Here is a 12,757-nt window from a genome sequence, read left to right on the forward strand (position 1 = left end):
GATCTCTCAGTGGACCGTCAGGCAGGGGGTGGCGGTACCGCTCACCCGCACCCCCAGGGAGGGGATGTGGATGCCGCACGCAAGCCGCAGCTGGGCGGGCAGCTCGTTCTCCGCGCCGATGTGTGCGTGGCAGCCGACCACGACCTCGCGCAGAAGGCAGTCGGCGCCGATGGACGAGTCGTGATCCACCACGGACTCGTGGATCCGGGCGCCCTCGGCCACGGTGACGCCCCCGCCGACGATGGAGCGGTCGACGACCACGCGCGGGCCGATGACGGCGTGCGCGCCGATCGTCGAGCCGCCGATGACGCGGGCGGTCGTGTCGACGACGGCCGTGGGATGGATCAGGGCCTCGACCGGCTGCTTCACGAGGGGGGAGGTCACGTTGCCGATCACCAGGTCGGCGGAGCCGTGGACGAAGGCCAGCGGCGTACCGAGGTCGCGCCAGTAGTCCTCCGTGGTGTGGCCGAACACGCGCCGACCCTGGGCGACGAGCTGCGGAAAGGTCTCCTGCTCGATCGAGACTTCACGATCGGCCGGGATGGCGTCCAGGACGGACCGGCTGAAGACATAGCAGCCGGCGTTGATCTGGTCGGTGACGCACTCCTCGGGCGTCTTGGGCTTCTCGAGGAAGGCCAGCACCCGGTCGGATTCGTCGGTGGGGACCAGACCGAAGGCCCGCGGGTCGGGAACCCGGGTGAGATGCAGGGTCACATCCGCTTCCCGGTCCTCGTGCCGCGCCAGGATGGCGCCCAGGTCCACGCCGGACAGGATGTCGCCGTTGAGGACGAGGACCGGCGCGTCCGCCGAACCGCCGCGCAGCAGCCGTGCGGCGTTGCGGATCGCCCCGCCGGTGCCGAGCGGGACGTCCTCGACGGCGTAGGAGATCGCCAGATCCTGGGAGAAGTCCTTGAACTCCTCCTCGAAGAGGCTGGCGAGATACGAGGTGGCGAACACCACGTGCTCGACGCCCGCGTCCATCAGCTTGGCTATCTGGTGCCGGATGAACGAGGAGCCCGCGACGCTCAGCAGCGGCTTCGGAGTGTGGTTCGTCAGCGGGCGCAGGCGCGTTCCCTTGCCGCCCACCAGGATGATGGCTTCTTGCATGATTGCCTCCGCTCGGTCAACTTGCGCTGTCGGTGCCAGGGCCTGCGTAGTCAGAGCTGAAGCAGGTCTTGATGGCCTTCTCGGAGAGGGAGCGGCCGGCGAAGTCGAGCCGGGAGGCGACCTTGTCGTCGGGCTTGGTGTTCGGGTCGTCGTCGAAGTAGATCGACCACCAGTAGACGCCGCTCATCTTCCGTTCCTGGACGACCTTGCAGACGGCGGTGTACCAGTTCGCCTGCACTTGGGGGTTGACCGCCCGCTGGGTGTAGAAGTCGCCGGGGGCGTGGTAGGCGCCGTTCATGGCGCCGATGCCGGCCTCGGCGATGGTGATCTTGGGTAGAGGGCCGGTGGCCTTCTTGTCCAACCACTTGTTCCAGCCGTCGACCAGGGTGTCCACCGGGGCGTCGTCGGCGACCTTGACCGGGAAGTAGGCGTCGATGCCGAGGTGAGTGACCGGCATGGTCACCGGGCCCTGGACATAGGCGTCCCAGTTCGCGTCGTAGGCGACCTCGCCGCTGAACAGCTTCTCGGCGTCGTTCACGACCGTGTCCCAGCGGGGGTCGCCCTCCAGGGAGTTCAGCTCGGTACCGATGACGAAGGTGGCCGCCTTCTCGCTCTCCGCCGCCTTCAGATACGGGGTGACGAACTTCTCGTACGACGCGAACCATGCGCTGCGGTCGGCGGGCTTGATGTTGCCGCGCCAGTTGTCCTTGTCCTCGGCCTGCAGGGAGTGCTCGTCCATGAGAGGCCGGACGGTGGTGCGCAGCCCGGCCTCGTGGAAGATCTGCAGCACGCGGGCGAGATGCTCGGGCGTCGGTGTCTTGTCACCACGGCTGATCTTCGTCGAGGAGTGGTCCCCGGTGAAGAACGGGAAGGACACGCTGACCGAGTTGGCGTGCAGGCCGACCAGGTAGTTCGCGTGGAGCCGGGCCTGCTTCTCGACGTATTCGAGGGAGTGCCTGGGGTTGTCCTCCCAGTAGAGCTGGGCGCCCCACTGGGGCATGCCCTTCTTCCATTCCTTGTCCACCCTGGCGACCTCGGCGGTCCGCGAGGATGTCGCGGAAGTCCCGCTGCCGCCGTTCTTGGAGCCGGCGGGCTGGGTGTGTTCCTTGCCGTCCAGCACCAGGTGGGGCACGAGCGAGCCCGAAGACCACTGCAGCGGGTGGTCGCCGAGCACGAAGGGGACCGCGACCACGAAGGAGATGACGGCGACGGGCATCACGGCGAGCATGGGCAGGCGTGCGCGCTTCATGGGTGTGTGATCTCTCGGGTCAGGCGGGCTTGGCGATGACGACGAACTTGTTCTCCTCACGGCGGATGAACTTCCACAGGCCCTTGATGCCGCCGATCCCTTCGATGAGGGAGAAGTAGGGCAGCATGAGGAGGACGGCCATGGGCTCCCACCACTTGCGTCTGCCGTTCACCGAGGCGATCGCGTTGAGTCGCAGCCCTTCCCAGTAAGCCCAGATCACGTAGGCGAAGCTGATCGACCACAGCAGGACGACCGACTGGGTCACAGGCGAGGTGTTCATGTTGCCGATGAACCAGGCCACGAACACGATCGTGCCGACGTGCTGCAGCGGGCCGAGGATCCAGCTTGTCACGCAGATGGTCAGGAACCAGCGGTAGCGCAGCGGCACCTTGCGGTTGAAGCAGAGGGCGACCAGGCCCCAGGCCCAGCGCTCGCGCTGCTTGATGAAGTCCTTCACGTTGGACGGCGAGGCGCCGTAGCAGCGGCCGTTGAACCAGTCGCTGCGGCCCGGGTACAGGCGGCAGAAGGTCAGGGCCAGCCGGGCGTCCTCGACGATCTCCTTGGGGCCGAAGTCCCAGCCGATCTCGGCCTCTATGGACGCGCGGATGACGAGGAGTTCGCCGTGCACACCGGCGGCCGGGGTACCCAGGCCGGTGAAGGCGCGGAACCGGGCGATGTCGTCGGCGGGGCGGATGGCGTCGGCGAACCAGGTGAGCATGCTCACCGCGTTCTCGCGCGGGTAGGTCAGGATGCCCTGCGCCATGTGCTTGACCTCTTCCGGGGTCGCACGGCGCTGACGGTTGATGAACTGGGCGAGGGATGCCGAGGTGTCAGGGCCGACACCCGTGTCGTCGTCCATGTGCAGCACCCAGACGTAGTCGAGGGCCTCGCCCTCCTCGATGCGCAGTTCGTGCGCGTAGTTGTTGGCGCGGGCCTTGAAACGGGTGCCGTTCTTGGTCTGGTAGGCCTTCGGGACCGTGACCACTCGGATCAGCTGGCTGTTCGCGGCCAGCTCATCGATCCGCTCGGCGGCCTCACAGCCCTCCTCGGTGAGGACGTCCACGCGCATGTACGGGAACCACTCCGGCAGGTGCTCCACGTAGGAGAGGACGGAGCGCTCGAGGGCCGGGTAGGTGTCGTGGCGCCCGATGGTGGGCACGAGCACGATCAGGAAGTCCTGCTCCACGGGGGCCGGCGGGGTCATCAGATGGGCCTTGCGGGTCCGGCGGCGGATGAGCATGAAGCCCTGGATCGACACAAGTACGCCGGGCACCGGAAGGGCCCAGCAGATGGTGATCAGCCAGGCCAGCGGCGAGTCACTGGGTGAGTACGACCACAGGCTGAAGGCTGTGAGGAACACCAGCGGGATCAGGAACGGCAGGATGCCCGGCCGCCACGCGGCGGTACGTTTCGCCAGCTTGACGTTGTGCCGCGAATGCGGCATCCCCCCGTCGACAAGTGTCGATGCCATGAGGCTGCGGAACTCCCGTGAGATCGGACGGCGCGTCGAGGCAGCACCGATCTCTGTCGCGACACGCTTCGCGCGCCGCGGCATTCACTTCGGGTTCCTGCCCCCCGACGCCTTCATCGGCGTCTCGGCCACTCGCCGTTCAGATGCCCCCCAGGCGCCCAAACCACTGGCCGAACAGAATCCTGATCCTTACACGTATATGCGAGGTGTGGAAGTGATGTAGGTGACATGTGTTCAAAATTTAACCAAGCAAGTTCTCGTTCGGTGGTCTCCAGTCATCGGCGGTCAACACTCGGTCGGATCCGTAGGTCCGCTTCACGTCGTCCACGGTGTTCCTGTACCGCGGCTCGGAGACGTTGTCGTACGTCAGCGCCTGCCCCCACACCGTCCACAGCACCCACGGCGTCCGAGTCAGCGTCCGGGGCTGGTGCGCGTTGAGCGGTACGTGGAAGGATTCGGCGACGATCCGAGGCTTCGCGTACCGCTCCAGACCGCGGTACCAGACTTCGGTCCAGTTACCGCCGCCGAACGGCCGGTCCGGGCCCCCGCTGTAGTCGTCGACACCCACGATGTCCACCCACTCGTCGCCCGGGTAGTAGGCCCAGGGCACGCGTCCGTAGGTGCCCTCCCACGAGTTCGGCGCCCAGACGAAGATCAGGTTGTGCAGGCCCCGGCGCTGCACGAGGTAGTCGTACGTCAGCCGCCACAGCTTCCGGTACGCGGCCGGGTCCTGCCCCGCCCACCAGAACCCGTGGCCGGGCGTCGTGTTCATCTCGTGGTACGGCCGCAGCAGTACCGGTACGCCCCGGTCGGCCAGGTAGCCCAGATGGTCGGCGAGAAAGTCCAGGTCGTGCAGCAGGGCCCGGTGCTCTGCCGTGCCCTCGGTGATCACCCGGCCGAACCAGCCGGGGTCCTGCGCGGCGGGCGAGTTGCGGCACAGGGTCTGCGCGAAGCCCTTGACGGCGCTGCCCGGATACGGCTGGTGGAAGGAGAATCCGACGAAGCCGGCCGGGGTGCCGCCGTTGTGCGGCAGGGTGACCTCGGTGCCGGACGCGCAGTCCGTGTGCGTGCCGGACGGGCGGTAGGAGCCGTCGGCCGCCCGGGGCAGCCCCGCCCACACGCCCACGGCGAGGTCCACGACGTCCTCGACGTAACCCCACATGTGCCGGCAGCTCGGCCAGGCGCGGGAGTAGGACCGTGCCTCGCCCACCGCCCAGCCCGGCTGGCCGTAGCCCGGCCCCAGATCGAGCTCGACGAAGGCGGGCAGGCGGCCGGTGATGTCCCGGGCCTTGCGGTAGTAGTAGCCCGGCGGCTTGGTACCGCGGTAGTCGCCGTACGCCGCGTTGTACCGCTCGTTCTGCAGCTCCACGTGCTGCCCGATCACCGTACGGTTCGGCCGGCCCCGGCGTGCGTCGTTCTCCAGTCCGGCCAGCAGCGCGTAGACCTCGCGTGCGGCGGGCGTCGCTTCCGGGTCCCGCTCGCGCAGGTCGGTGGGGACGTGCCGCGGCGCCTGCGGGGGGTCGTCCGGCCAGAGCGCCCACAGCGCGACCGGGCCCAGCAGTGCGGCCGTCGCGCCCGCCCCGATGAGCCGAAGCCGTCCTCGCATACGCATACGTCGGTCCCCCTCCCTCGCACCCCGTGCAGTGATTCCGCCCCGGTGACGCCTGTGCCGGGGCGTTCGAGGGGGCCGGTTCGGCTAGCCGTTCGCGGCGGCAGACGCCTGGGCCTCGCCCCGGCGGCGGATCTGCCGGAACGTGAACTCGGCCAGGTCGTCGCCGGTCGAGAAGACCTTCGTGTCCTTGGTCGTCACGTCCTTGCCGTTGGTGAAGCCGGCGATGGTGAAGTAGGCGTAACGGCCGTAGGAGTTGGTCGTCGAGCGGCAGATCGCGGAGTCGCAGAAGGCCTTGATCCCCTTGCCCGCGAGCGCCTTCACGATGCTCTTCTTGTCGGCCTTGAGCTTGGCCGCGGTCGCCTTGGCCTCGGTGTCGAAGACGGCGACGCCGACGGTCACCGCGACCCCGTCCTTGACGTAGGTGACGCGCAGCAGCCGGGTGCAGCCGCCCGAGGTGAGGACCTTGGGCAGGGTGCCCTGCACGGCCGAGGCGCACTTCTTGGTGTCGGCCGTCGGCCCCTTCTTGTAGACCGTCTCGCCCATGGTCAGCTGGGTGCCCGGGAAGAGGGTCTCGGCACTGAGCGGTGCCGTGTCCTTCTTCGCGCTGGATATGAAGTCCTTCGGGTCCAGCGGCGGCGGGGCGCTGGTCGGCTCGAAGGACGGCACCGGGTCGGACGAGTCGCTCGGGATGGAGGCGGTCGCCGGCAGGTTGCTCGGATCGCCCGAGGCGTTGTTGTCGCCGTTCGCCGAGACCACGGCCACGGCGACGGCAGCGCCTATCGCCACCGTGGCGAGTGCCCCGCCGCCGATGAACAGCAGCCTGCGCCGCCTGTTCCGCGTCTCCGAGGCCTCGGCCAGCGCGGCCCAGTCCGGGGTCTGGCCCCCGCCACCGCCGTTCCAGGGCTGCTGCGAGTTCGGTTTCCAGGGATCCCACTGGGACTGGGGTCCCCCCTGCCCATAGCTCATGGGGCGCATCTTAGACGGGCGCCGCGCGGTGCCGGTGCGCTCCTACTAGGGGCGATAGGGGACCTTATCGGTGCAGCCCGCCGCAATCCCGGCCGGTACACTTCGAGGTACGAATCGGCAGATCCTGGTGCTCGGGACCTCGTTTTGACCTGCCCGTGTCGCCGCGGGTATTCTGCTTCTTCGTTGTGTATTGGCTTGGCTCTTCTCACGGACCCGGCCCTTACACCGGTCCACCGGGCCGATGACCAGCGACCTGCACGCGGTTTGCGTCACCGCAGTGCGGTCAGGGCTGTCGTGATCGTCTTCGGTGACCTTGTCAGGACCATTCACTGAAGAAGCGAAGGCTACGAACCGTGCGTACGTACAGCCCCAAGCCCGGCGATGTGACGCGCCAGTGGCACGTCATTGACGCTCAGGACGTCGTCCTGGGCCGTCTCGCCACCACCGCAGCGACCCTCCTGAGGGGCAAGCACAAGCCGATCTACGCCCCCCACGTCGACACCGGTGACTTCGTCATCATCATCAACGCCGACAAGGTGCACCTCTCCGGCAACAAGCGGACCCAGAAGATGGCGTACCGCCACTCCGGCTACCCGGGCGGCCTCCGCTCGGTCCGCTACGACGAGCTGCTCGCGAAGAACCCCGAGAAGGCCATCGAGAAGGCCGTCAAGGGCATGCTCCCCAAGAACACCCTGGGCCGTCAGATGCTCACGAAGCTGAAGGTCTACTCGGGCGACCAGCACCCGCACGCTGCCCAGCAGCCGGTGCCGTTCGAGATCACCCAGGTCGCGCAGTAAGTCCGGCCACCCCCTAAGACTGAAGAGAATCTGAGGAGCATCGTGGCCGAGACCACTGCCGAGCAGCCGCTCGAAGAGACCGAGCTTGTCGACATCGACAGCTACACCACCGAGTCCGAGGTCCCCGTCGAGGGCGAGTACACCTCGGAGTCCATGGCCTCCCGCTTCGGCGAGCCCCAGCCGGCCGCCGGCCTGGGCCGCCGCAAGAACGCCATCGCCCGCGTCCGGATCGTCCCGGGCACCGGCAAGTGGAAGATCAACGGTCGCACCCTCGAGGACTACTTCCCGAACAAGGTGCACCAGCAGGAAGTCAACGAGCCCTTCAAGGTGCTCGAGCTCGAGGGCCGCTACGACGTCATCGCCCGCATCGCGGGTGGCGGCGTCTCCGGTCAGGCCGGTGCGCTCCGTCTCGGTGTCGCCCGTGCGCTGAACGAGGCGGACGTCGACAACAACCGCGGCCCGCTGAAGAAGGCCGGCTTCCTCAAGCGCGACGACCGTGCGGTCGAGCGCAAGAAGGCCGGTCTGAAGAAGGCCCGCAAGGCCCCGCAGTACAGCAAGCGTTAATCGCAGGCTGCCTCTGCTCGTACGTACTGCACGTACTCCGAACGCCCCGGCGGCACGCCACAGTGCCGCCGGGGCGTTCGTCTATCACAGGCCGAAGGCGTATAACGACACAAGATGCTCGAAGGCTAGTGTGACCGCAGGTTGGGGCGTCTGCCGCAACTGACGCTTCCTCAGGAGGACAAGTGGGACGACTCTTCGGCACGGACGGCGTGCGCGGTGTCGCCAACGCGGACCTGACGGCCGAGTTGGCGCTCGGCCTCTCCGTCGCGGCGGCCCACGTACTGGCCGAGGCGGGCACCTTCGAGGGCCACAAGCCGACGGCGGTGGTCGGACGGGACCCGCGTGCGTCCGGGGAGTTCCTGGAGGCGGCCATGGTCGCGGGCCTGGCCAGCGCCGGTGTCGACGTCCTGCGGGTCGGCGTGCTCCCGACGCCCGCTGTGGCGTTCCTCACGGCCGCGCTCGGCGCGGACCTCGGCGTGATGCTCTCCGCCAGCCACAACGCCATGCCCGACAACGGCATCAAGTTCTTCGCCCGCGGCGGCCACAAGCTCGCCGACGAGCTCGAGGACCGCATCGAGGCCGTGTACGACTCCCACCGCCACGGTGAGCCCTGGGAGCGGCCCACGGGCGCGGGCGTCGGGCGTGTGCGGTCGTACGACGAGGGCTTCGAGCAGTACGTCAGCCACCTTCTCGGCGTCCTCCCGAACCGGCTCGACGGGCTGAAGATCGTCCTCGACGAGGCGCACGGCGCGGCCGCGGGGGTCTCGCCTGAGGCGTTCACCCGCGCCGGTGCCGAGATCGTCACCATCGGCGCCGACCCCGACGGCCTCAACATCAACGACGGCTGCGGCTCCACCCACCTCGACAAGCTCACGGCCGCCGTCATCGAACACGGCGCCGACCTCGGCATCGCGCACGACGGCGACGCCGACCGCTGCCTCGCCGTCGACCACACCGGCGCCGAGGTGGACGGCGACCAGATCCTGGCCGTGCTCGCGCTGGCGATGCGGGAGCGTTCCGCACTGCGCTCCGACACCGTCGTCGCGACCGTGATGTCCAACCTGGGCTTCAAACTGGCCATGGAACGCGAGGGCATCCACCTCGTACAGACCGCCGTCGGCGACCGCTACGTGCTGGAGGAGATGAAGCAGCACGGCTACGCCCTCGGCGGCGAGCAGTCAGGCCACGTGATCGTCCTGGACCACGCCACCACGGGCGACGGCACGCTCACCGGCCTGCTGCTGGCCGCCCGGGTCGCCCAGACCGGCCGTACGCTGCGCGACCTCGCGTCGGTCATGGAGCGGCTGCCGCAGGTCCTCATCAATGTGCCGGACGTGGACAAGGCCCGGGTGAAGACCTCTGCGGACCTCGCCGCCGCGGTCGCCGAGGCGGAGCGGGAGCTCGGCACGACCGGGCGGGTGCTGCTCCGTCCCTCCGGCACTGAGCCGCTGGTGCGGGTGATGGTCGAGGCGCAGGACATCGACCAGGCGCGGTCGGTGGCGGGACGGCTTGCCGACGCCGTGAAGTCGGCGCTGGGGTAGCCGGGTTCGGGGTGCCGGGGACTGCCGGGCGCGGGCTGCCCCGCGCCCCCTGGCAGTCAGAGCTTGCGCAGCCTCAGCCGCTGCACCTTGTGGTCCGGGCCCTTGCGGAGGATCAGCGTGGCCCGGCCGCGGGTGGGGGCGATGTTCTCCACCAGGTTGGGCTTGTTGATGGTCCGCCAGAGCGTACGGGCGTAGTCCAGGGCCTCCTCCTCGGACACCTGGGTGTACTTGCGGAAGTACGAGGACGGGTTCTGGAAGGCGGTCTGGCGCAGCTTCTTGAACCGGCTCAGGTACCAGCGCTCGATGTCCTCGCCGCTCGCGTCGACGTACACGCTGAAGTCGAAGTAGTCGGCGAGCCCGACGCGGGTGCGGCCGTCCTTGCCGGGCAGGGCGGGCTGGAGGACGTTCAGCCCCTCCACGATCAGGATGTCGGGCCGCCGGACGGTGAGCCGCTGGTCGGCGACGATGTCGTAGATCAGGTGGGAGTAGACGGGCGCGGTGACCTCGTCCTTGCCGGCCTTGATGTCGGCGACGAAACGAGTGAGCGCCCGGCGGTCGTACGACTCGGGGAAGCCCTTCCGCGACATCAGGCCGCAGGCCTCCAACTCCTTGGTGGGCAGCAGGAAGCCGTCCGTCGTCACCAGCTCCACGCGCGGATGCTCGGGCCAGCGCGAGAGCAGGGCCTGGAGGAGTCGGGCGACGGTGGACTTGCCGACGGCGACGGACCCGGCGACGCCTATGACGAACGGGGTCCCCGACTGGGAGCCCTTCTCGCCGAGGAAGGTGTTCAGCGCGGTGCGGAGGCCGTCGGTGGCGCCGACGTAGAGATTGAGCAGCCGGGACAGCGGGAGGTAGATGTCCCGTACCTCGTCGAGGTCGATGACATCGCCCAGACCGCGCAGCTTCTCGACCTCCTCGGCACTGAGCGGCAACGGCGTCTTGTCACGCAGCGCGCTCCACTCGGCACGGGTGAGATCGACGTAGGGAGTCGCCTCCGGCCTGTGCCGGTGGGCGCTCCGGGGCATCAAGGAGACCGGAGAGATCACAGTCCATTGTTAACGGAGTTTGAACGGGACGGAGGGTGGGGTCGGTCACGTACGGCCGTCTCTGTAGCGCCGTTCGAGGTCCGCACGGAGCCGTAGCGGTGTCCAATCGGGATCGTACGACAGTGGGAATTTCCGATTTCGGGCAGCCGAAGCCCGGTTCGTGATGCCCTCGGCACGTAGGCTGCGGCACATGTGCGGAATCGTGGGATACGTGGGGCCGCAGTCGGCACTCGATGTCGTCATGGCCGGGCTGAAGCGGCTGGAGTACCGGGGTTACGACTCGGCCGGCGTCGCCGTGCCGGCGGACGGCGGGCTGGCCGCCGCGAAGCGGGCCGGGAAGCTGGTCAACCTGGAGAAGGAGCTCGTCGACCGGCCGCTACCGACGGGCACCACCGGCATCGGCCACACGCGCTGGGCCACGCACGGCGGGCCGACGGACGCGAACGCGCACCCGCACCTGGACAACGCGGGCCGGGTCGCCGTCGTCCACAACGGGATCATCGAGAACTTCGCCCTGCTGCGGGCCGAGTTGGAGGAGCGCGGCCACGAGTTGGTCTCGGAGACCGACACGGAGGTGGTCGCGCACCTGCTGGCCGAAGAGTTCTCCGGGACCGGCGATCTCGCCGAGTCGATGCGGCTGGTGTGCCGGCGCCTGGACGGCGCGTTCACCCTGGTCGCCGTGCACGCGGACGAGCCGGACGTGGTCGTCGGCGCCCGGCGCAACTCCCCGCTCGTGGTCGGTGTCGGCGAGGGCGAGGCCTTTCTCGCCTCGGACGTCGCCGCGTTCATCGACCACACACGCTCGGCGATCGAGCTGGGCCAGGACCAGGTGGTGGAGTTGCGCCGCGACGGGGTGACGGTGACGGGCTTCGACGGCCGCCCCGCGGAGGTCCGCTCCTACCACGTCGACTGGGACGCGTCCGCCGCCGAAAAGGGCGGCTACGACTACTTCATGCTCAAGGAGATCGCCGAACAGCCCAAAGCGGTCGCCGACACCCTGCTGGGCCGTATCGACGCGGGCGGCTCGCTGACGCTGGACGAGGTCCGGATCTCCGCCTCCGAACTCCGCGAGGTCGACAAGGTCGTCATCGTCGCGTGCGGTACGGCCTTCCACGCCGGGTTGATCGCCAAGTACGCCATCGAGCACTGGACGCGGATCCCCTGCGAGGTGGAACTGGCGAGCGAGTTCCGCTACCGCGATCCGATCCTGGACGCCCAGTCCCTCGTCATCGCCATTTCCCAGTCGGGCGAGACGATGGACACCCTCATGGCCCTCCGCCATGCCCGCGAGCAGGGCTCCAGGGTGCTGGCGATCTGCAACACCAACGGTTCGACGATCCCGCGCGAGTCGGACGCGGTGCTGTACACGCGCGCCGGCCCGGAGGTCGCGGTCGCCTCGACGAAGGCGTTCCTGACACAGCTCGTGGCGTGCTACCTGGTGGCTTTGTACTTGGGCCAGGTGCGGGGGACCAAGTGGGGCGACGAGATCGGCGCGGTGATCCGCGATCTGTCGCACATCTCCGGCGAGGTCGAGCGGGTCCTGGAGACCATGGAGCCGGTACGGGCGCTGGCACGCTCCCTGGCCGACAAGAGGACGGTGCTGTTCCTGGGCCGGCACGTGGGATATCCGGTCGCCCTGGAAGGCGCGCTCAAGCTGAAGGAACTGGCCTACATGCACGCCGAGGGCTTCGCGGCGGGCGAGCTGAAGCACGGGCCGATCGCGCTGATCGAGGAGGACCTGCCGGTCGTCGTGGTCGCCCCGTCACCCCGGGGCCGCTCCATCCTCCACGACAAGATCGTCTCCAACATCCAGGAGATCCGGGCGAGGGGTGCGCGGACGATCGTGATCGCGGAGGAGGGTGACGAGGCGGTGGTCCCGTACGCCGACCACCTGATCCGCATCCCGGCCACACCGACGCTGCTGCAGCCGCTGGTGGCGACGGTGCCGCTGCAGGTGTTCGCGTGCGAGTTGGCCACCGCCCGGGGGAACGAGGTGGATCAGCCTCGGAACCTGGCGAAGTCGGTGACGGTGGAGTGAGTGGCCTTTAGGGCGTCTACGAAGGTGGTGAAGGCTTCGGTCGGGAAGGTGAGGGTTGCTCTGGCCGGGGCCTTCGAGTCGCGGAGGGCTGTGTGGGTGGAGTGGGTCGCTATTTCCACGCAGGAGTCGCCGTCGCCGGGGCCCGAGTAGGACGACTTCCGCCAGTTGTCGGGGGTGGTCACGCCGAGTCGGCCTTCAGAGCGTTGACGAAACCGGCGAAGGCCTCGACCGGGAAGGTGAGGGTGCGCTCGGTAGGGGCTTTCGTGTCGCGTATCGCGACATGGGTGTGCGAGTTGGCGATCTCTACGCAGTTGTTGCCGTCGTCGGGGCCTGAGTAGGACGACTTGCGCCAGTTGTCCATGGAGT

At 68.6% G+C, this 12,757-nt stretch carries 12 protein-coding genes; 4 read left to right on the plus strand and 8 right to left on the minus strand.

From position 1 onward, the window contains the following. Window positions 1–6: 6 nt before the first annotated feature. From ACFYXB_RS01495 to ACFYXB_RS01515, 5 genes are all read right to left on the minus strand, one after another. A complete protein-coding gene (locus tag ACFYXB_RS01495) occupies window positions 7–1,107 on the minus strand; it encodes a sugar phosphate nucleotidyltransferase (RefSeq protein WP_389576673.1) in 1,101 nt (366 codons plus the stop codon). Window positions 1,108–1,123: 16 nt separating this feature from the next. Further along, the gene (locus ACFYXB_RS01500) at window positions 1,124–2,356 is read right to left on the minus strand and encodes a glycoside hydrolase family 113 (RefSeq protein ID WP_389576675.1); all 1,233 of its coding nucleotides are present in this window, start codon (window positions 2,354–2,356) and stop codon (window positions 1,124–1,126) included. Window positions 2,357–2,375: 19 nt separating this feature from the next. Next, on the minus strand, window positions 2,376–3,827 hold the full coding sequence (locus tag ACFYXB_RS01505; RefSeq protein WP_389576677.1) for a glycosyltransferase family 2 protein: 1,452 nt from the start codon (window positions 3,825–3,827) through the stop codon (window positions 2,376–2,378). Window positions 3,828–4,068: 241 nt separating this feature from the next. Continuing rightward, entirely contained in the window at window positions 4,069–5,439 is a 1,371-nt protein-coding gene (locus ACFYXB_RS01510; RefSeq protein WP_389576679.1) for a glycoside hydrolase family 26 protein, read from the minus strand. 84 nt (window positions 5,440–5,523) lie between these two features. Beyond that, a complete protein-coding gene (locus ACFYXB_RS01515; RefSeq protein ID WP_388504180.1) occupies window positions 5,524–6,405 on the minus strand; it encodes a hypothetical protein in 882 nt (293 codons plus the stop codon). A gap of 353 nt (window positions 6,406–6,758) precedes the next feature. Here ACFYXB_RS01515 and rplM point away from each other — a divergent pair, with 353 nt between their 5' ends. The 3 genes from rplM to glmM all read left to right on the plus strand — a co-directional run bounded on the left by rplM (window position 6,759) and on the right by glmM (window position 9,307). Further along, window positions 6,759–7,202 (plus strand): 50S ribosomal protein L13, encoded by a 444-nt coding sequence (gene rplM, locus ACFYXB_RS01520; RefSeq protein WP_351354194.1) that lies wholly within the window; start codon window positions 6,759–6,761, stop codon window positions 7,200–7,202. Between the two features lie 42 nt (window positions 7,203–7,244). After that, entirely contained in the window at window positions 7,245–7,766 is a 522-nt protein-coding gene (gene rpsI / locus ACFYXB_RS01525) for a 30S ribosomal protein S9 (protein ID WP_351354196.1), read from the plus strand. A gap of 182 nt (window positions 7,767–7,948) precedes the next feature. Next, window positions 7,949–9,307, plus strand: a complete 1,359-nt coding sequence (glmM, locus tag ACFYXB_RS01530) for a phosphoglucosamine mutase (protein WP_389576682.1) — start codon at window positions 7,949–7,951, stop codon at window positions 9,305–9,307. A 56-nt stretch (window positions 9,308–9,363) separates the two neighbouring features. Here the strand turns inward: glmM and coaA are convergent, their stop codons facing one another. Beyond that, on the minus strand, window positions 9,364–10,332 hold the full coding sequence (gene coaA, locus ACFYXB_RS01535; protein ID WP_389576684.1) for a type I pantothenate kinase: 969 nt from the start codon (window positions 10,330–10,332) through the stop codon (window positions 9,364–9,366). 211 nt (window positions 10,333–10,543) lie between these two features. Here coaA and glmS point away from each other — a divergent pair, with 211 nt between their 5' ends. Further along, on the plus strand, window positions 10,544–12,391 hold the full coding sequence (glmS, locus tag ACFYXB_RS01540; RefSeq protein ID WP_389576686.1) for a glutamine--fructose-6-phosphate transaminase (isomerizing): 1,848 nt from the start codon (window positions 10,544–10,546) through the stop codon (window positions 12,389–12,391). On the opposite strand, the gene ACFYXB_RS01545 is transcribed toward glmS, so the two are convergent. Beyond that, window positions 12,352–12,573, minus strand: coding sequence for a DUF397 domain-containing protein (locus ACFYXB_RS01545; RefSeq protein ID WP_389576688.1), 222 nt, complete (start codon window positions 12,571–12,573; stop codon window positions 12,352–12,354). The two genes, glmS and ACFYXB_RS01545, sit on opposite strands and share 40 nt — an antisense overlap. Further along, window positions 12,570–12,752 (minus strand): DUF397 domain-containing protein, encoded by a 183-nt coding sequence (locus tag ACFYXB_RS01550; protein WP_389576689.1) that lies wholly within the window; start codon window positions 12,750–12,752, stop codon window positions 12,570–12,572. The genes ACFYXB_RS01545 and ACFYXB_RS01550 overlap by 4 nt, the downstream gene beginning before the upstream one ends. Window positions 12,753–12,757: the final 5 nt, after the last annotated feature.

The sequence above is a fragment of the Streptomyces sp. NPDC002619 genome, assembly GCF_042889305.1.
Lineage (GTDB): Bacteria > Actinomycetota > Actinomycetes > Streptomycetales > Streptomycetaceae > Streptomyces.